We start from the raw sequence: 18,975 nt of genomic DNA on the forward strand, positions 1-18,975 counted from the left end.
GGGGGGCATTTCTGTTATTTCTCAATCACTTTCAACTCGTCGTCCATGCGAAGTCGCGGCCGCGCAGCGGCACTCGATCACGCGCGGATGCGGGGCGCGGCATTGGCGGGAAGCTACCCCACCTTCACGAGATGCAGGCCCACCGGCGTGCTGAACATCGGCGATTCCCAACTGCCCGTCAGCGAATCGTTGTCGAGCGTGAACGTGCTGTGGAAACTGTCGGTCGCAGTCCAGGTCTTGCCCTGCAAGTGGTACTGCTGGAGTTCGTCTGTGGTGTATGCGCCGGCAAGGTTTTTGCAGCCGGCGCCGCACGACGTGATATTCACGGTGAGCGTCTTGGGACCCGAGTTCCAGTCCTGGGTCTCTTCATAGGTGCCGTCGACCAGGTCGGCGGACGCCGGCGCCGACAGCCCCAGCGCTGCACCGGCCATCACCGCCGCCAGGGTCGCAATCCGGGTGGTCTTCATTGGTGTACTTCCTTTCTCCGGTGACCGGGACTCCGGCACCGCGTTGTAAGGACACTAGGTCGGTCGGGCGTCCCGCGGATACAGGGATTTCCCTTGTATTGGCTGCTGAGCGACCCGCGCCGCGTTTGGCCGAGGCACAACCCGACGGCGCCGCAAGCAACGGCGTCCGGACCGGTTTCGGTCGTTGCTGTGGCACGACGATGCCGGCGGCGAATGCCGGGTCAACGGGATTGGTGCGGTCGGCTCCCCATCCGCGCAGCGCCGTATCCTGACACGAGGCTTTACGGCGAAAGGTTTCAGTGGTCGAGAACAGAGCAGGTGGCGAGCGGCGTCAGTCGCGCGATGGCACCCGAAGTGGTCCACGCGGTCCGCAGCAGGGGCGGGGGAAGGGTACGTCGGCGCCGACGAGGTCGGGGCCGGATCGTGCGCGCTGCGCCCAGCCGCAACCCAACGCCGGCGACGCTGAACGCCAATCGGGACCCGCGCTTCCGAAGGACATCGAGGCCGCCCAGCTGGCACCCGAGGTGCGGCGCGAGCTGTCCACCCTGGACAAATCCACCGCGGACTTCGTGGCACGGCACCTGGTGGCGGCCGGCGAACAGATTCTCGAGGACCCCGAGGCCGCGTTGGAGCACGCCCGCGCCGCCCGGGGCCGCGCCGCACGCATCGCTGCGGTCCGGGAAGCTGTCGGCATCGCCGCGTATCACTGCGGTGACTGGGCGCAGGCGTTGGCCGAACTGCGCGCCGCACGCCGGATGGGCAGCAAGTCGGCCCTGTTGCCGCTGATCGCGGACTGTGAACGCGGCCTGGGCCGCCCGGAGCGGGCCATCGAGCTCGCCCGCGGGACCGAGGCCGCCCAGCTCACCGGCGACGAGGCCGACGAGCTGCGGATGGTCGTCGCCGGCGCCCGCACCGACCTGGGTCAGCTCGAGCAGGCGCTGAACCTACTGTCCACCCCCCAGCTAGACCCCACCCGCACCGGGGCGACGGCGGCGCGATTGTTCTACGCCTACGCCGACACGCTGCTGGCATTGGGTCGCACCCAGGACGCGCTGCAGTGGTTCTTGCGGTCCGCGGCCGCCGACGCCGACGGAGTCACTGACGCCGAAGAGCGGGTCGGCGAGCTGAGCTGACGTGACAACGCTCGCTGACCAATATGATTGCCTGCTACTCGACCTCGACGGGACGGTGTTTCGGGGCGGGGAGCCCACCGTCGGTGCCGTGGAGACCCTGGCCGAGCTGCAGAGCCGTGCCTTGTTCATCACCAACAACTCCTCGCGCGGGGCCGGCGAGGTCGCCGCGCACCTGAGCGAGCTGGGCTTCAGTGCCGTCGCCGACGACGTCGCCACCAGCGCCCAGATCGCGGCGCATCTGCTGGCCGGCCAGCTGCCCGGCGGATCACGGGTCCTGGTGTTGGGCACCGCGTCGCTGGCCGCCGAGATCGCCGGCGTCGGATTGCAGCCGGTGCGGCTGGCGTCCGACGAGCCGGCCGCGGTGGTCCAGGGCCTGTCCACCGAGCTCGGCTGGACGGACCTGGCCGAGGCGGCGCTGGCCATCCGCGCCGGTGCGGTGTGGATGACGACCAACGTCGACAAGACCCTGCCGTCCGAGCGCGGACTGCTGCCGGGCAACGGCTCGATGGTGGCCGCGCTGCGCACCGCGACCGACGCCGAACCCCAGGTGGCGGGCAAGCCGGGGCCGGCGTTGCTCACCGAGGCCCTGACCCGCGGCGACTTTCACACCCCGCTGGTGGTCGGAGACCGGCTGGATACCGACATCGCCGCCGCCAATGCCGCCGAGTTGCCCAGCCTGATGGTGCTCACCGGGGTCAACTCCGCCCGCGACGCGGTGTACGCGGTGCCCGCGCAGCGGCCGACCTACCTGGCGGAGGATCTGCGCGCACTGCACCAACCCGCCGAGGCGCTGCGGATCGCCCCGCAGCCGTGCTGGCAGGTGGCTGCCGACGGCCACACCGTGACGGTCAGCGCCGCCGACGGCGACACCGGCGACGGGCTCTCGATCGTTCGTGCCGTCGCGTGCGCGGCCTGGGCGGCCGCCGACGTCCCGGTGACGGTCCGGGCCGGCGACGACACCGCCCGCGATGCCCTGAAGCGGTGGTCGCTGATCGAGATCGACTAGCGTAAGCAGTGCTATGACGATCGAACCCGACCGGATTCGCGCCGAGATCGACACGCTGCTCGCTGAGCTGGCGTCCGACACCGACGCCGATCTCGATGCGATAGCCCGCCGCCTCAACGAACTGCACGACATCCTGGTGCACGCGCTGGAATCGGTGGAGAAGGGCTGAGCGCGGTGACACGGCGTGCCCGCGTCGACGCCGAATTGGTCCGGCGCGGGCTGGCGCGTTCCCGCCAGCAGGCCGTCGAGCTGATCAGCGCCGGCAAGGTGCACATCGACGGGATGCCGGCCGCCAAACCGGCCACCGCGATCGCGGTGACCGCCAACCTCACCGTCGCGGCCGACCAGGGCCGCAGCTGGGTGTCGCGGGGCGCGCACAAACTGCTGGGCGCCCTGGACGCTTTCGGGCTGTCCGTTCAGCAGCGGCGCTGCCTGGATGCCGGCGCATCGACCGGCGGGTTCACCGAGGTGCTGCTCGATCGCGGCGCGGCCGAAGTCGTCGCCGCCGACGTCGGATACGGGCAGCTGGCCTGGTCGCTGCGCTCGGATCCGCGGGTCAGCGTGCTGGAGCGGACCAACGTCCGCGACCTGGCGCCCGAGGCGATCGGTGGCCGTGTCGACCTGATCGTCGCCGACCTGTCGTTCATCTCGCTGGCCACCGTGTTGCCCGCGCTGACCGGGTGCGCCGGCCCCGACGCCGATATCGTTCCCATGGTGAAGCCACAGTTCGAAGTCGGGAAGGGCCAGGTGGGTGCCGGCGGCGTGGTCGAGGACCCCCAGCTGCGCGCGGGCGCGGTGCTGGGCGTGGCAGACAAGGCCGAACGGCTCGGCTGGCACACCGTCGGGGTCACCGCCAGCCCGCTGCCCGGGCCGTCCGGCAATGTCGAATACTTCCTGTGGCTGCGAGCCCAGTCCGACCGGCCACTGACCGGGGACACGCTGGCGCACGCCGTCGCGACCGCCGCCGAACAGGGGCCGCAATGACCGAACGCACCATATTGCTCGTCGTGCACACCGGGCGCGAGGAGGCCGCCGACACCGCGCGCCGGGTCGAGAAGGTGCTCAGCGACAGCGGTATCACGCTGCGCCGCCTGGGCGTCGACCTCGATGTGACCGACACCGAGGCCCACGCCGCACAGGGCTGCGAACTGGTGCTGGTGCTCGGCGGCGACGGCACCTTCCTGCGCGCCGCCGAACTGGCCCGCAACGCCGACATTCCGGTGCTGGGCGTCAACCTGGGCCGGATCGGATTCCTCGCCGAGGCGGAGGCGGAAACCATCGACGCCGTGCTGGATCGGATCATCGCCCGCGATTACCGGGTGGAACACCGCATGACGCTGGATGTGCGGGTACGTGTCGGCGGCCAGGTCATCGACAGCGGCTGGGCGCTCAACGAAGCCAGCATGGAGAAGGGATCACGCCTCGGTGTGCTCGGCGTGGTCATCGAGGTCGACGGCCGGCCGGTGTCGACGTTCGGCTGCGACGGGATGCTGGTGTCGACACCGACCGGATCCACCGCCTACGCGTTCTCCGCGGGTGGGCCGGTGCTGTGGCCGGATCTCGATGCAATCCTGGTGGTGCCCAACAACGCTCACGCCCTGTTCGCACGTCCGATGGTCACCAGTCCGGACGCGGCGATCGCGATCGAGGTCGAGGCCAGCGGCAACGACGCGTTGGTGTTCTGCGACGGCCGCCGCGAAATGCTGGTGCCCGCCGGCGGACGGCTGGAAGTGTCGCGTTCGGGGTCGCCGGTCAAGTGGGCCCGGCTGGACAGCGCACCGTTCACCGACCGGCTGGTTCGCAAGTTCCGGCTGCCGGTCACCGGCTGGCGCGGGCAGTAGCGGTGCTGACCGAACTCCGGATCGAATCGCTGGGCGCCATCAGCGTCGCGACCGCCGAATTCGACCGCGGCCTCACGGTGCTGACCGGTGAGACCGGCACCGGCAAGACCATGGTGGTGACCGGGCTGCATCTGCTGGGCGGCGCCCGCGCCGACGCCAACCGGGTGCGGTCCGGGGCCGCCCGCGCGGTGGTGGAAGGGCGCTTTTGCACCGGCGAGCTCGGTGAGGCGGCCGCCGGCCAGGTCCAGCAGATCCTGGATGCGTCGGGCGGTGAACGCGACGAGGACGACAGCGTCATCGCGCTGCGCACGGTCAGCAGCGACGGGCCTTCCCGGGCGTATCTGGGCGGCCGCAGCGTGCCGGCCCGGTCGCTGAGCGGGTTCACCACCGAACTGCTGACATTGCACGGGCAGAACGACCAGCTGCGGCTGATGCGGCCCGACGAACAACGGGGTGCGCTGGACCGGTTCGCGGCCGTCGGCACCCGCCTGGAGCGCTACCGCAAGCTGCGCGACGGCTGGCAGACCGCGCGCCGCGACCTGATCGACCGGCGTAACCGGGCCCGCGAACTCGCCCAGGAGGCCGACCGGTTGGCGTTCGGCCTGCAGGAGATCGACGCCGTCGACCCCCAGCCGGGCGAAGACGACACGCTGGCCGCCGACATCCGGCGGCTCTCGGAGCTCGACGCGCTGCGCGAAGCCGCCGCCCAGGCCCGGGCCGCGCTCACCGGCGCCGACGAGGAGACGGCCGGAATCGGCGAGGTGACAGCGCAATCCGCCCTGGCGCGGGCCAGGTCGCTGCTGGAATCCACCGATGACGCCGCGCTGCAGGCACTGAGCGGTCAACTCGGCGAGGCGCTGACCGCGGTGTCCGACGCCGCCCGCGAACTGGGCGACTACCTCGGCGCGTTGCCCGGCGACGCCAGCGCACTGGAAACCAAGTTGGCCCGGCAGGCCGAATTGCGCGGCCTGACCCGCAAATACGCCGCCGACATCGACGGGGTGCTGGCCTGGGCCCGCGAATCCCGGGACCGGTTGGCGCAACTCGATGTGTCCGAGGAGGCGTTGGTCGGGCTGCAGGGGCGGGTCGACGAGCTGAGCGGCCAGGTGGCGCAGGCGGCCGTCGACCTCAGCCAGGCGCGCAGCAAGGCCGCCGGGGGACTGGCCAAGGCCGTCACCGCCGAACTGGCCGGCCTGGCGATGGCCGATGCCGCATTCACCATCGGCGTGAGCACAGCCTCGGCCGCCGAAGACGATCCGGCCGCGCTGCCGCTGCCCTCCGGGGTGATCGCGCACGCCGGCAGCGACGGCGTGGACACCGTCGAATTCGGCTTCACCGCGCACCGCGGCATGACGGTGCTGCCGCTGGCCAAGAGCGCCTCGGGCGGCGAGTTGTCGCGGGTGATGCTGGCGTTGGAAGTGGTGCTGGCGACGTCGTCGAACCGCTCGGCGGGCACCACGATGGTCTTCGACGAGGTCGACGCCGGGGTGGGCGGCCGAGCGGCGGTCCAGATCGGGCGGCGGCTGGCCAGGTTGGCCGACAGTCACCAGGTGATCGTGGTGACCCACCTGCCGCAGGTCGCGGCCTACGCCGATGTGCACCTGATGGTGGAACCGACCGGACGCAACGGCGCCAGCGGGGTGCGGCGCCTCGACGACGAGGAGCGCGTCGCCGAACTGGCCCGGATGCTGGCCGGGCTCGGCGAGACCGACACCGCCCGGGCCCACGCCCGAGAACTCCTCGACGCCGCGCAGGCCGACCGGACCTCCTGACGCCGAGCAGACGCAAAAGTGCCCTTTTCGGGGCGAAAAAGGGCACTTTTGTGTCTGCTCGCCGAGATCACCCTGTTACAAATGTGACGCAATTTAACTTCTGAGGCTGGTGTTACGGCGCGCCTCCACGGCTCGGCCGCGGATCGCCGACAGAATCGCCCGCATGAGGATGTCTGCGCTTATGTCCCGTAGTAGTACGTCGCGGCCGGGTCTGGTCGGCACCGCCCGGGTCGACCGCGATATCGATCGACTGCTGCGACGCGTGTGCCCCGGCGACATCGTCGTCCTCGATGTGCTCGACCTGGACCGGATCACCGCCGACGCCCTGGTCGAATCCGGAATCGCGGGCGTGGTCAACGCCTCGCCGTCCATCTCGGGGCGCTACCCGAACCAGGGGCCCGAGGTGCTGGTCGCCAACGGCGTCGCCCTGATCGACGAGGCCGGGCCGACGGTTTTCAAGAAGGTCAAGGACGGCGCCAAGATCCGGCTGCACAACGGCGGCGTGTACGCCGGTGACCGCCGGTTGGCGCTGGGCACCGAGCGCACCGACCACGACATCGCCGAGATGATGCACGAAGCCAAGTCCGGGCTGGTTTCGCACCTGGAAGCGTTCGCCGGCAACACCATTGAATTCATCCGTAGCGAGAGCCCGTTGCTGATCGACGGTATCGGCATCCCCGACATCGACGTCGACCTGCGGCGCCGGCACGTGGTGCTGGTGGCCGACGAGCCGCACGCCGCCGATGATCTGAAGTGCCTCAAGCCGTTCATCAAGGAGTACCAGCCGGTGCTGATCGGGGTGGGCGCCGGTGCGGACGTGCTGCGCAAGGCCGGGTACCGCCCGCAGCTCATCGTCGCCGACCCCGAACAGCTGTCCGTCGACGTGCTCAAATGCGGTGCGCAGGTGGTCATCCCCGCCGACGCCGACGGCCACGCACCCGGCCTGGAACGTATCCAGGATCTGGGTGTGGGCGCGATGACATTCCCGGCCGCCGGGTCGCCGATCGACCTGGCGCTGCTGCTGGCCGACCACCACGGCGCGGCGCTGCTGGTCACCGCCGGCCACACCGCCAGCATCGAGACGTTCTTCGACCGGACACGCGCGCAGAGCAACCCGTCGACGTTCCTCACCCGGCTGAAGGTCGGGGAGAAGCTGGTCGACGCCCGGGCCGTTGCCACCTTGTACCGCAACAGGATTTCGGCCGGGGCCATCGCCTTGCTGGTGTTGACGATGCTCATCGCGGTGATCGTCGCGCTGTGGGTGTCGCGCACCGACACCATGGTGCTGCACTGGATCATGGACTACTGGAACCAGTTCTCCCAGTGGGTGCAGGGCTGGATCACCTAGCACCGTGATTTCGCTACGTCACCACGCGATTTCGCTGGCCTCAGTGTTTCTGGCGCTGGCGATCGGAGTTGTGCTGGGTTCGGGCCTGCTGTCCGATTCACTGCTGTCCGGATTGCGTCAGGAGAAGCGCGACCTGCATTCGCAGATCAACGCGCTCAACGACGACAAGAACGCACTCAACGAGAAGCTGGGCACGGCAGACGATTTCGATGCCCAGGTTGCGCCCCGAGTGGTGCACGACGTGCTGGCAGGTAAATCGGTGGTGCTGTTCCGGACGCCGGACTCCCACGACGACGACGCCGAGGCGGTCTCGCGAACCGTGCGGGCGGCCGGCGGAACGATCAGTGGGACGGTGGCGCTGACCCAGCAGTTCGTCGACGCCAACGCCAGCGAGAAACTGCGCACCGTCGTCAACTCGGCCATCCTGCCCGCCGGTGCGCAACTGAGCACCAAACTGGTCGATCCGGGGTCGCAAGCCGGTGACCTGTTGGGCATCACGTTGCTGACCAATCGCGACCCCCAGGTGCCGGCTGTCGACGACACCCAGCGCGACACGGTGTTGGCCGCGTTGCGCGACACCGGGTTCATCAGCTACGGCTCCGAGCGTGTCGCGGCGGCCAACGCCGCGGTGGTGATCACCGGCGGGAGGATCGGCGAGGACGCCGGCAACCAGGGCGTCAGCGTGGCCCGATTCGCGTCGGCACTGGCCCCGCACGGCACGGGCACCGTGCTCGCCGGTCGGGACGGGTCATCGTCGGGCAACGCCGCGGTCGCCGTGAGCAGGGCCGATAGCGGGATGGCGGCCGCGATCAGCACGGTCGACGACGTCGAGGTCGAGTCCGGGCGGATCACCGTCGTGCTGGCCCTGGGCGACTTGATCAACGGGGGCCGGACCGGCCAGTACGGCCTGGGCGCCGGTGCGACATCGGTGACAGTCGCGCAGTAGCGGGCGTGTTAGCGCCGACTGCGCGGCGTCGGTGTTAGGGTGAGATTCCGTGGATCGGCAGGCTCCCACACCTGCGTTTGTCGTCACGGAGGTCCCTGTTGCGAAAGCACCCGCACACCGCTACCAAGCATCTCTTCGTCACCGGTGGCGTCGCGTCGTCTCTGGGTAAGGGACTGACCGCCAGTAGCCTCGGCCAGCTGCTGATCTCGCGGGGGCTGCAGGTGACGATGCAGAAGCTCGACCCCTACCTCAACGTCGACCCGGGCACCATGAACCCGTTTCAGCACGGGGAGGTGTTCGTCACCGAGGACGGCGCCGAGACCGATCTCGACGTCGGCCACTACGAGCGATTCCTGGACCGGGACCTGTCCGGCTCGGCCAACGTCACCACCGGACAGGTGTACTCCACGGTGATCGCCAAGGAGCGCCGCGGCGAGTACCTGGGCGACACCGTGCAGGTGATCCCGCACATCACCGACGAGATCAAGCGCCGGATCCTGGACATGGCCGAACCGGACGCCCAGGGCAAGCGCCCCGACGTCGTCATCACCGAGATCGGTGGCACGGTAGGCGATATCGAGTCTCAACCGTTCCTGGAGGCCGCCCGGCAGGTCCGCCACGACGTGGGCCGCGACAACGTGTTTTTCCTGCACGTGTCGCTGGTGCCGTATCTGGCGCCGTCCGGCGAACTCAAGACCAAGCCGACCCAGCACTCGGTGGCCGCGCTGCGCAGCATCGGTATCACCCCGGACGCCCTGATCCTGCGGTGCGACCGCGACGTCCCCGAACCGCTGAAGAACAAGATCGCGCTGATGTGCGACGTCGACGTCGACGGCGTCATCTCCACACCCGACGCGCCGTCGATCTACGACATCCCCAAGGTGCTGCACCGCGAGGAGCTCGACGCCTTCGTGGTGCGCCGGCTCAACCTGCCGTTCCGCGACGTCGACTGGACTGAGTGGGACGATCTGTTGCGCCGCGTCCACGAGCCGCACGAAACCGTACGAATCGCGTTGGTGGGCAAGTACATCGACCTCTCCGACGCCTACCTGTCGGTCGCTGAGGCATTGCGCGCCGGCGGCTTCAAGCACCACGCCAAGGTGGAGATCCGCTGGGTGGCGTCCGATGCCTGTGAGACGCCGAGCGGGGCAGCCGCGTCGCTGACCGACGTGCACGGCGTGCTGATCCCGGGCGGCTTCGGCATCCGGGGCATCGAAGGCAAGCTGGGTGCCATCTCCCACGCCCGCGCCACCGGGCTGCCGGTGCTGGGACTGTGCCTGGGATTGCAGTGCATCGTCATCGAGGCCGCCCGCTCGGTGGGCATCGACCAGGCGAACTCGGCGGAATTCGAGCCGTCGACACCGGACCCGGTGATCGCCACGATGGCCGACCAGCAGGACGTCGTCGCCGGCGAGGCCGACCTCGGCGGCACCATGCGACTCGGCGCCTATCCCGCTGTGCTGGAGCCGGACTCGCTGGTCGCGCAAGCCTACGAGGCGACGGAGGTCTCCGAGCGGCACCGGCACCGCTACGAGGTCAACAACGCCTACCGGGAACGGATCGCCGCCAGTGGGCTCCGGTTCTCCGGCACCTCCCCGGACGGCCAACTGGTCGAGTTCGTCGAGTACCCGCCGTCGATACACCCGTTCATCGTCGGCACCCAGGCACATCCGGAGCTCAAGAGCCGCCCGACCCGGCCGCATCCACTGTTCGCCGCGTTCGTCGGCGCCGCGATCGACTACAAGGCGGCCGAGCGGCTGCCGGTGGAGATTCCCGAACATCACCCCAACGGCAATCCCGTGCAAGAGTCCGCAACTCGTGCCTGACCACGACTTCGAGACCGTCTCGTCGCAGATCCTGCATCAGGGAAAGATTTTCGCGTTACGCACCGACCGGGTGCGGATGCCGGGCGGCAACGTCGCGACCCGCGAAGTGCTGGAGCACTACGGCGCGGTGGCGGTGGTCGCGATGGACTCGGTGAGCCCGGACGCCAGGATCGCATTGATCTACCAGTACCGGCACGCGCTGGGCCGTCGGCTGTGGGAACTGCCGGCCGGTCTGCTCGACCTGCACGGTGAACCACCGCACCAGACCGCCGCCCGCGAACTCGAGGAAGAGGCGGGCCTGGCCGCGAGCAGCTGGCAGGTGCTGGTCGACCTCGATTCCTCCCCGGGCTTCAGCGACGAGTCGGTGCGGGTCTTTCTGGCCACCGGCTTGACCGAGGTGCCGCGGCCGGCAGCGCACGACGAAGAGGCCGATCTGCGGCTGCAGTGGTATCCGCTCGGTGAGGCCGTCCGAGATGTGTTTCGCGGCGAGATCGTCAATGCCCTTGCGGTCGGCGGGATTCTGGCGGCGCATGCCGTCTGCCAGGGGGTGGCGGAGCCGCGGCCGGTGGACGCACCGTGGCCGGACCGGCCGACCGCGTTCGCGGGCCGACAGGACCGTCGATGACCACCGTGGCGCCGCCGCTGGCGGGCCAGCTGCAGGGGTATCTGGACCACCTGATGATCGAGCGTGGCGTCGCCGCCAACACATTGAGCTCCTATCGTCGTGACCTGCGCCGCTATCAGGAGCATCTGGCCATGCACGGCGTCGATGACCTGGCCAAGGTCAGCGAGAGCGATGTCAGCGAGTTCCTGGTGGCGTTGCGCCGCGGCGACCCGGAGTCCGGGTTGGCCGCCTTGTCGGCGGTGTCGGCGGCCCGCGCGCTGGTCGCGGTGCGCGGCCTGCACCGGTTCGCCGCCGCCGAAGGGCTGACGGAGCTGGACGTGGCGCGCGCGGTAAAGCCGCCCACTCCGGGGCGCCGGCTGCCCAAGAGCCTGACGGTGGATGAAGTGCTGACCCTGCTCGACGGTGCCGGCGGCGACAGCCCGTCGGACGGCGCGCTGGCGCTGCGCAACCGGGCGCTGCTGGAACTGTTGTACTCCACCGGATCCCGGATCTCGGAGGCCGTCGGTCTGGACATCGACGACGTCGACACCGTCGCGCGTTCGGTGCTGTTGCGCGGCAAGGGCGGCAAACAGCGGCTGGTGCCGGTGGGACGGCCCGCGGTGACCGCGCTGGACGCCTACCTGGTGCGGGGCCGCCCGGAGCTGGCCCGCCGCGGCCGGGGGACCCCGGCGATCTTCCTCAACGCGCGCGGCGGCCGGTTGTCGCGGCAAAGCGCCTGGCAGGTTCTGCAGGACGCCGCCGAACGCGCGGGCATCACGGCCGGCGTCTCACCGCACGTGCTGCGGCACTCGTTCGCCACCCACCTGCTCGACGGCGGCGCCGACGTGCGGGTGGTGCAGGAGCTGCTCGGTCATGCGTCGGTCACCACCACGCAGATCTACACCCTGGTCACCGTGCACGCCCTGCGTGAAGTGTGGGCCGAAGCCCACCCGCGGGCACGGTAGCTTACGCTCGCCGCTAGCCCAGGTAGTCCGACTCCAGCACCAGGTCGTGCAGCAGCGTCTGGTACTCGACGTGTGCCTGGTGCTCGACGGTGTTCCACTGCGCGCCTTGCTGTTCACGCATGTAGGCGCGGTACTTCGGGGCGCCCGGCACCTTGACGTTGTCGGCGACCACGATCGAGCCCGGGTGCAGCCAGCCGCGGTCGACGATGCTGTGCAGGTCGGGCAGGTAGGCGTCCTTGTCGTGATCGAGGAACACGAAGTCCAGCGCGCCCGCGGTGAAGCCGTGCTCGCCGGCCAGCGTGTCCAGGGTTTTGCCGCCGTCGCCGATGGTGCCGACCACACAGGTCACCCGGTCGGCGACGCCCGCGTGCTCCCAGATCTGCCGGGCGTTGGCGGCGTTGGCCTCCGCCAGCTCGACGGAGTACACCCGCGCGTTGGGGGCCGCGCGGGCGATGCGCAGCGCCCCGTAGCCGCAGTAGGTGCCCAACTCCAGCGCCAGCTTGGGATCGGCGCGGCCGACGGCGGCGTCGAGCAGCGCGCCCTTCTCGTCGCCGACGTTGATCAGCAGCGACTTCTCGTAGGCGAATTTGTCGATGGTGGCCAGGACGTCGTCGATATCGCCGGCGCGGGCATTGGCGAGCACGTAGGCCACCGCGGCGGCCTCGCGGCCGTCGCCGATCTGCCCGGTCGTGACGATATTGCGCGTTCCGGCCCCCGCCATCCGCAGGACCGACCAGCGCAGAAACGGCAACCGTTGTTTGAGACCCATGGCCGCCAGCCTAGGCGCCGGGCGGCGCGAGCGGGGGGCTCCCGTTCTGCCGTGCGGACCGCCACGTCGAATTGCCGCGGGTCTGCCCGTATCGACCCGGTCGCACAGTTAGACTTGCCCGGATGTTCGCCTTGCCCGCACGCGGTCTGACCTGGGACGCCTCCGCATGACGCGTCCCGATGATGCCGACGGCGCCCTGGTCGGGCTGACCGGGCGTCCGCCGCGGACGATCCCCGAGCCGACCCCGCGGACCAGTCACGGTCCGGCCAAGGTCATCGCGATGTGCAATCAGAAGGGCGGCGTCGGCAAGACCACCTCGACGATCAACCTGGGTGCCGCACTGGCCGAGTACGGTCGCCGGGTGCTGCTGGTCGATCTGGACCCGCAGGGTGCCCTGTCGGCCGGCCTGGGCGTGCCGCACTACGAGCTGGAACACACCGTCCACAACCTGCTGGTGGAGCCCCGGGTGTCCATGGACAGCGTGCTGATGAGCACCCGGGTCAAGAACCTGGACCTGGTGCCGTCCAACATCGACCTGTCCGCCGCCGAGATCCAGCTGGTCAACGAGGTGGGGCGGGAGCAATCGCTGTACCGGGCGCTGCACCCGGTGCTGGACCGCTACGACTACGTGCTGATCGACTGCCAGCCGTCGCTGGGTCTGCTCACCGTCAACGGGCTGGCCTGCGCCGACGGGGTGATCATCCCGACCGAATGCGAGTACTTCTCGCTGCGTGGGCTGGCCCTGCTGACCGACACCGTCGAGAAGGTGCGCGACCGGCTCAACCCGAAACTGTCCATCAGCGGCATCGTGATCACCCGCTACGACCCGCGCACGGTGAACTCCCGCGAGGTGATGGCCCGGGTGGTCGAGCGGTTCGGCGACCTGGTGTTCGACACCGTCATCAGCCGCACCGTGCGATTCCCGGAGACCACCGTCGCCGGCGAGCCCATCACCATGTGGGCACCGAAGTCAGGCGGTGCCGAGGCCTACCGCGCGCTGGCGCGCGAGGTCATTGACCGATTCGGCGCGTGAGTAGTACCGAGACAGCCAACCCGAGCGGTTTCCAGGTTCGGCTGAATAATTTCGAGGGCCCGTTCGACCTGCTGCTGCAGCTGATCTTCGCGCATCGGCTCGACGTCACCGAGGTGGCGCTGCACCAGGTCACCGACGACTTTATCGCCTACACCAAGGAGATCGGCCCGCAGCTGGGGCTGGAGGAGACGACCGCCTTCCTGGTGATTGCCGCCACACTGCTCGACCTCAAGGCAGCCCGACTGTTGCCGACCGGGCAGGTCGACGACGAGGAGGACCTGGCGCTGCTGGAGGTCCGCGATCTGCTGTTCGCCCGGTTGCTGCAGTACCGCGCGTTCAAACACGTCGCACAGATGTTCGCCGAGCTGGAGGCCGCGGCGCTGCGCAGCTACCCGCGGGCGGTGGCGCTGGAAGACCAGTTCGCCGACCTGATGCCCGAGGTCATGCTGGGTGTGGACGCCGAATCGTTCGCCCAGATCGCGGCGGCCGCGTTCACGCCGCGGCCGGTGCCCACCGTCGGCACCGAGCATCTGCACCGGCTGATGGTCTCGGTGCCCGAACAGGCCGGCCGCTTGCTGACGTTGCTGGAGGCGCGCGGGCCCGGGCACTGGGCGTCGTTCTCGGACCTGGTCGCCGACTGCACGGTGCCGATCGAGATCGTCGGCCGCTTCCTGGCGCTGCTCGAACTGTACCGGGCTCGGGCGGTAGCATTCGACCAACCAGAACCGCTTGGTGTGCTCCAGGTTTCGTGGACCGGAGAACGTCCGACCAACGAAGACCTAGTGAAAGCAGACGCGGAGGCATGACCGAAGAAGTCCCGAACACCGACCCGAATACCGATCTCGGTATCGACGTCGCGACGGCTCCGGAGCTGGAAGACGGCGAACTGGGCGCGGTGCTGGAGGCGCTGCTGCTGGTGGTCGACACCCCGGTCACCGTGGAGGCGCTGGCCACGGCCACCGAGCAACCGGTGTACCGGGTGGGCGCCAAGCTGCAGCAGATGGCCGTCGAATTCACCGAACGCGACAGCGGCATCGATCTGCGGGAGGCCGGAGGCGGTTGGCGGCTCTACACCCGCGCCCGATTCGCCCCCTACGTGGAGCGGTTGCTGCTCGACGGTTCGCGGCAGCGGCTGACCCGCGCCGCGCTGGAGACGCTGGCGGTGGTGGCCTACCGGCAACCGGTGACCCGGGCCCGGGTCAGCGCCGTGCGCGGAGTGAACGTCGACGCCGTGATGCGGACCCTGCTGGCGCGCGGCCTGATCACCGAGGCCGGCAACGACCCGGACAGCGGGGCGGTGACATTCGCGACCACCGAACTGTTCCTGGAGCGGCTGGGATTGTCGTCGCTGGACGATCTGCCCGATATCGCGCCGCTGCTGCCCGATGTCGACGTGATCGACGACATCAGCGAATCGCTGCACACCGAGCCGCGTTTCATCAAGCTCGGCGGTGCGCCGGCACCTGATGCACCGCTCACCTTCGATGTGGACCACGACTCATGAGCGAGGGTGTTCGGCTGCAGAAAGTGTTGTCGCAGGCCGGGGTTGCGTCGCGGCGGGTCGCCGAGCGGATGATCATCGATGGCCGCGTCGAGGTGGATGGGCAGCTGGTCACCGAGCTGGGTACCCGCGTCGACCCCGCAGCGTCGGTGATCCGGGTCGACGGCGTACGGGTGACGGTGGACGACTCGCTGGTGTACCTGGCGATCAACAAGCCGATCGGCATGCATTCGACGATGTCCGACGACCGGGGCAGGCCGTGTATCGGGGATCTGGTCGAGCACCGGGTTCGCGGCAACGCCAAGCTGTTTCACGTCGGGCGGCTGGACGCCGACACCGAGGGGCTGATGCTGTTGACCAACGACGGCGAATTGGCGCACCGGTTGATGCATCCCTCCTACCGGGTGCCCAAGACCTATGTGGCCACCGTGCCGGGCTCGGTGCCGCGCGGGCTGGGCAAGAAGCTGCGGGCCGGGATCGAGTTGGACGACGGGCCCGTGCAGGTCGACGACTTCGCGGTCGTCGACGCGGTGCCGGGCAGGACCTTGGTGCAGGTGGTTCTGCACGAGGGACGCAAGCGCATCGTGCGACGGCTGCTGGCCGAGGTCGGGTATCCGGTGCAGGCGTTGGTACGCACCAGTATCGGCTCGGTGGCGCTGGGGGAGCAGCGACCCGGCAGCATCCGGGCGCTGACCCGCAAGGAAGTCGGCGAACTGCACAAGGCGGTCGGCCTGTGAGCGGCACGAGCGGCTTGGCGGTCGCCATCGATGGACCGGCCGGTACCGGAAAATCCTCGGTGTCAAGGGGATTGGCCCAGCTGCTGGGAGCGCGATACCTCGATACCGGCGCCATGTATCGAATCGTCACCTTGGCGGTGCTGCGCGCCGGAGTGGATGTGGGTGACGCGGCGGCCGTCGGCGAAGTCGCGCGCAATGTCGACCTGGCAGTGGATTGCGACGGAGTCTCCTTCTACCTTGGCCACGAGGACGTGTCGGTGCACATCCGCGGCGACGGTGTCACTCGCGCGGTGTCGGCGGTCTCGGCTGTTCCCGCCGTGCGGGCGCGGCTGGTCGCGTTGCAACGTGAGCTGGCCGCCGGCCCGCACAACGTCGTCGTGGAGGGCCGCGATATCGGGACCGTGGTGCTGCCGGACGCCGCGGTGAAGATCTTCCTGACCGCGTCGGCCGAGACCCGGGCACGGCGGCGCAACGACCAGAACATCGCGGCGGGCTTGGCCGACGACTATGAGGCGGTGCTGGCCGATGTGCAGCGCCGCGATCATCTGGACTCCACTCGCGCGGTGTCGCCGTTGCGGGCCGCCGACGATGCGGTGGTGGTGGACACCAGCGACTTGAGCCAGGACGAGGTCATCGCGCACCTGGCGGCCCTCGTCGCGCAACGCAGTGGAGCGATTAGATGAGCACGACGGATTCTGACGGAACCTGGACCGACGAAAGCGACTGGGAGCTCGGCTCCGAGTTCGCCGAGGGCGACGACGCCGTCGAGGAGTCCGGCCCGCCGCCGGTCGTCGCGGTGGTGGGGCGTCCCAACGTCGGCAAATCCACACTGGTGAACCGCATCCTGGGGCGCCGCGAGGCGGTGGTGCAGGACCTGCCCGGCGTCACCCGCGACCGGGTGTCCTACGACGCGCTGTGGACCGGACGCCGATTCGTGGTACAGGACACCGGCGGTTGGGAACCCGACGCCAAGGGACTGCAACAACTGGTCGCCGAACAGGCCGCCGTTGCCATGCGGACCGCCGACGCGGTGATCCTGGTGGTGGATTCGGTGGTGGGTGCCACCTCCGGCGACGAGGCCGCGGCTCGAATTCTGCGCCGCTCGGGCAAGCCGGTGTTCTTGGCCGCCAACAAGGTTGACGGCGAGAAGGGGGAAGCCGACGCGGCGGCGCTGTGGTCGCTGGGTATCGGTGAACCGCATTCGGTCAGCGCCCTGCACGGCCGCGGGGTGGCCGACCTGTTGGACGAGGTCGTCGCCGCGCTGCCCACGGTTGCCGAATCCGCCGGCGGCGCAGGAGGTCCGCGCCGTGTCGCGTTGGTCGGCAAACCCAACGTGGGCAAGAGTTCGCTGCTGAACAAGCTGGCCGGCGACGAGCGGTCCGTGGTGCACGACGTCGCCGGCACCACCGTGGACCCGGTCGACTCGCTGATCGAGTTGGGGGACAAGGTCTGGCGTTTCGTCGACACCGCCGGCTTGCGACGCAAAGTCGGGCAGGCCAGCGGGCATGAGTTCTACGCCTCGGTGCGCACCCACGGCGCCATCGACGCCGCCGAGGTGGTGATCGTCTTGATCGACGCGTCGCTGCCGTTGACCGAACAGGACCAGCGGGTGCTGACCATGGTCATCGAAGCGGGCCGGGCACTGGTACTGGCATTCAACAAATGGGATCTGGTCGACGAGGACCGCCGCTACGACCTGGACCGCGAGATCGACCGGGACCTCGCCCGGGTGGGCTGGGCGCAGCGGGTCAACATTTCGGCCAAGACCGGGCGCGCCCTGCAGAAGCTGGTACCGGCGCTGGAGAGTGCGCTGGAATCCTGGGACGCCCGGATCTCCACCGGGCCGCTCAACGCGTTCTTCAAAGAGATCGTCGCCGCCACCCCGCCGCCGGTGCGCGGCGGCAAGCAGCCCCGGATCCTGTTCGCCACCCAGGCAAGTGCCCGGCCGCCGACGTTCGTGCTGTTCACCACCGGCTTCCTGGAGGCCGGCTACCGGCGATTCCTGGAGCGGCGACTGCGCGAAACCTTCGGCTTCGAGGGCAGCCCGATCCGCATCAACGTGCGGGTGCGCGAGAAGCGCGGCCCGAAACGCAGTCGCTGACCGCGGCTGCCGGCCGATAGGCTGCGGGCGTGCCCCTGTCCGAGCTGGTGTTGATCGTGCTGGCCGGGGTGGGGGCGGGCGCCGTCAATTCGCTGGTCGGCTCGGGGACCTTGATCACGTTCCCGACGTTGCTGACGCTGGGGTTTGCTCCGGTGACCGCGACCATTTCCAATGCGATTGGTCTGGTCGCCGGCGGCGTCTCCGGAACCTGGGCGTATCGCCGCGAGCTGCGCGGGCAGTGGGGCCGGTTGTGTTGGCAGATCCCGGGCTCGCTGCTCGGCGCGGTGCTGGGCGCGTGGCTGCTGCTGCATCTGCCCGAGCAGGTGTTCAACCGGGTGGTGCCGGTGCTGCTGATCCTTGCGCTGGTTTTGGTGCTGATCGGACCGAGGATTCAGAATGTCGCGCAGCGCCGCGCGGAGGCCGCGGGTCGTTCGGTGCACCAGTTGAGCCGCGCGCGGCTGGCAGCGTTGTCTTTCGGGACGTTCGCGGTCGGTGTGTACGGGGGTTATTTCTCGGCGGCCCAGGGCATCTTGCTGATGGGCGTGATGGGTCTGCTGCTGCCCGAATCGATTCAGCGGATGAATGCCGCCAAGAATCTGCTGGCACTGGTGGTGAATCTGGTTGCCGCGGTCGCGTACATTCTGGTGGCGTTCGACCGGATCAGTTGGGCCGCGGCGGGTTTGATCGCGGCCGGCTCGGTGGTGGGCGGATGGTTGGGCGCGCACTACGGGCGCCGACTCTCGCCGAACGCCCTGCGCGCCGTGATCGTGGTGGTCGGGCTGATCGGCTTGTATCGGCTCATGACGGTGTAGACCGGTTTTATCCGCTGTCACGCGGCTGCGTTGTCGGGTGGTCCGTTGGGTAGGTGGTGTTCGGGGTGGTGGAAGGTGTTGGTGGCGCCGGGTAGGCCGAGCTCGGGCGGTGGA

General features: G+C 69.4%; 20 protein-coding genes. 18 read left to right on the forward strand and 2 right to left on the reverse strand.

What is annotated here, in order from left to right:
• Positions 1–113: 113 nt before the first annotated feature.
• A complete protein-coding gene (locus AC5Y36_RS25030; RefSeq protein ID WP_500043674.1) occupies positions 114–467 on the reverse strand; it encodes a hypothetical protein in 354 nt (117 codons plus the stop codon).
• A 299-nt stretch (positions 468–766) separates the two neighbouring features.
• Here AC5Y36_RS25030 and AC5Y36_RS25035 point away from each other — a divergent pair, with 299 nt between their 5' ends.
• The 11 genes from AC5Y36_RS25035 (at position 767) to xerD (ending at position 11,908) form a co-directional block, all read left to right on the forward strand.
• On the forward strand, positions 767–1,600 hold the full coding sequence (locus AC5Y36_RS25035) for a tetratricopeptide repeat protein (RefSeq protein WP_500043675.1): 834 nt from the start codon (positions 767–769) through the stop codon (positions 1,598–1,600).
• Position 1,601: 1 nt separating this feature from the next.
• On the forward strand, positions 1,602–2,606 hold the full coding sequence (locus AC5Y36_RS25040) for an HAD-IIA family hydrolase (protein WP_500043676.1): 1,005 nt from the start codon (positions 1,602–1,604) through the stop codon (positions 2,604–2,606).
• Between the two features lie 13 nt (positions 2,607–2,619).
• Complete coding sequence (locus tag AC5Y36_RS25045; protein WP_500043677.1) at positions 2,620–2,775, forward strand: hypothetical protein; 156 nt, start codon at positions 2,620–2,622, stop codon at positions 2,773–2,775.
• Between the two features lie 5 nt (positions 2,776–2,780).
• Complete coding sequence (locus AC5Y36_RS25050; protein ID WP_500043678.1) at positions 2,781–3,590, forward strand: TlyA family RNA methyltransferase; 810 nt, start codon at positions 2,781–2,783, stop codon at positions 3,588–3,590.
• The gene (locus tag AC5Y36_RS25055; protein WP_500043679.1) at positions 3,587–4,447 is read left to right on the forward strand and encodes an NAD kinase; all 861 of its coding nucleotides are present in this window, start codon (positions 3,587–3,589) and stop codon (positions 4,445–4,447) included. Before AC5Y36_RS25050 ends, AC5Y36_RS25055 begins: the two co-directional genes overlap by 4 nt.
• A gap of 2 nt (positions 4,448–4,449) precedes the next feature.
• Positions 4,450–6,219, forward strand: a complete 1,770-nt coding sequence (recN, locus tag AC5Y36_RS25060; RefSeq protein ID WP_500043680.1) for a DNA repair protein RecN — start codon at positions 4,450–4,452, stop codon at positions 6,217–6,219.
• Between the two features lie 163 nt (positions 6,220–6,382).
• Complete coding sequence (steA, locus tag AC5Y36_RS25065) at positions 6,383–7,567, forward strand: putative cytokinetic ring protein SteA (protein ID WP_500043681.1); 1,185 nt, start codon at positions 6,383–6,385, stop codon at positions 7,565–7,567.
• A 4-nt stretch (positions 7,568–7,571) separates the two neighbouring features.
• Positions 7,572–8,513, forward strand: a complete 942-nt coding sequence (locus tag AC5Y36_RS25070; RefSeq protein WP_500043682.1) for a copper transporter — start codon at positions 7,572–7,574, stop codon at positions 8,511–8,513.
• A 98-nt stretch (positions 8,514–8,611) separates the two neighbouring features.
• Positions 8,612–10,339 carry a CTP synthase gene (gene pyrG / locus AC5Y36_RS25075; protein ID WP_500043683.1) on the forward strand — a complete coding sequence of 576 codons (1,728 nt, stop codon included), beginning with the start codon at positions 8,612–8,614 and terminating at the stop codon, positions 10,337–10,339.
• Positions 10,332–10,964 (forward strand): NUDIX domain-containing protein, encoded by a 633-nt coding sequence (locus AC5Y36_RS25080; RefSeq protein WP_500043684.1) that lies wholly within the window; start codon positions 10,332–10,334, stop codon positions 10,962–10,964. Before pyrG ends, AC5Y36_RS25080 begins: the two co-directional genes overlap by 8 nt.
• Complete coding sequence (gene xerD, locus AC5Y36_RS25085) at positions 10,961–11,908, forward strand: site-specific tyrosine recombinase XerD (RefSeq protein WP_500043685.1); 948 nt, start codon at positions 10,961–10,963, stop codon at positions 11,906–11,908. The genes AC5Y36_RS25080 and xerD overlap by 4 nt, the downstream gene beginning before the upstream one ends.
• Before the next feature lie 13 nt (positions 11,909–11,921).
• Here xerD and AC5Y36_RS25090 read toward each other — a convergent pair whose 3' ends face one another.
• A complete protein-coding gene (locus AC5Y36_RS25090) occupies positions 11,922–12,677 on the reverse strand; it encodes an O-methyltransferase (protein WP_500043686.1) in 756 nt (251 codons plus the stop codon).
• Positions 12,678–12,843: 166 nt separating this feature from the next.
• On the opposite strand from AC5Y36_RS25090, the gene AC5Y36_RS25095 reads away from it, so the two are divergent.
• The 7 genes from AC5Y36_RS25095 to AC5Y36_RS25125 are packed head-to-tail and all read left to right on the forward strand — an operon-like array spanning position 12,844 to position 18,861.
• Positions 12,844–13,710, forward strand: a complete 867-nt coding sequence (locus tag AC5Y36_RS25095; protein WP_500043687.1) for a ParA family protein — start codon at positions 12,844–12,846, stop codon at positions 13,708–13,710.
• The gene (locus AC5Y36_RS25100) at positions 13,698–14,516 is read left to right on the forward strand and encodes a segregation/condensation protein A (protein ID WP_500043693.1); all 819 of its coding nucleotides are present in this window, start codon (positions 13,698–13,700) and stop codon (positions 14,514–14,516) included. The genes AC5Y36_RS25095 and AC5Y36_RS25100 overlap by 13 nt, the downstream gene beginning before the upstream one ends.
• Positions 14,513–15,214 carry an SMC-Scp complex subunit ScpB gene (gene scpB, locus AC5Y36_RS25105; RefSeq protein WP_500043688.1) on the forward strand — a complete coding sequence of 234 codons (702 nt, stop codon included), beginning with the start codon at positions 14,513–14,515 and terminating at the stop codon, positions 15,212–15,214. Before AC5Y36_RS25100 ends, scpB begins: the two co-directional genes overlap by 4 nt.
• Positions 15,211–15,948: a pseudouridine synthase gene (locus AC5Y36_RS25110; protein WP_500043689.1), complete on the forward strand. Its 738-nt coding sequence runs from the start codon at positions 15,211–15,213 to the stop codon at positions 15,946–15,948. Before scpB ends, AC5Y36_RS25110 begins: the two co-directional genes overlap by 4 nt.
• A complete protein-coding gene (gene cmk / locus AC5Y36_RS25115; protein WP_500043690.1) occupies positions 15,945–16,631 on the forward strand; it encodes a (d)CMP kinase in 687 nt (228 codons plus the stop codon). The genes AC5Y36_RS25110 and cmk overlap by 4 nt, the downstream gene beginning before the upstream one ends.
• Entirely contained in the window at positions 16,628–18,049 is a 1,422-nt protein-coding gene (der, locus tag AC5Y36_RS25120) for a ribosome biogenesis GTPase Der (RefSeq protein WP_500043691.1), read from the forward strand. The genes cmk and der overlap by 4 nt, the downstream gene beginning before the upstream one ends.
• Before the next feature lie 29 nt (positions 18,050–18,078).
• A complete protein-coding gene (locus AC5Y36_RS25125) occupies positions 18,079–18,861 on the forward strand; it encodes a sulfite exporter TauE/SafE family protein (protein ID WP_500043692.1) in 783 nt (260 codons plus the stop codon).
• Positions 18,862–18,975 lie beyond the last annotated feature (114 nt).

This window comes from Mycobacterium sp. NGS50, assembly GCF_059812545.1.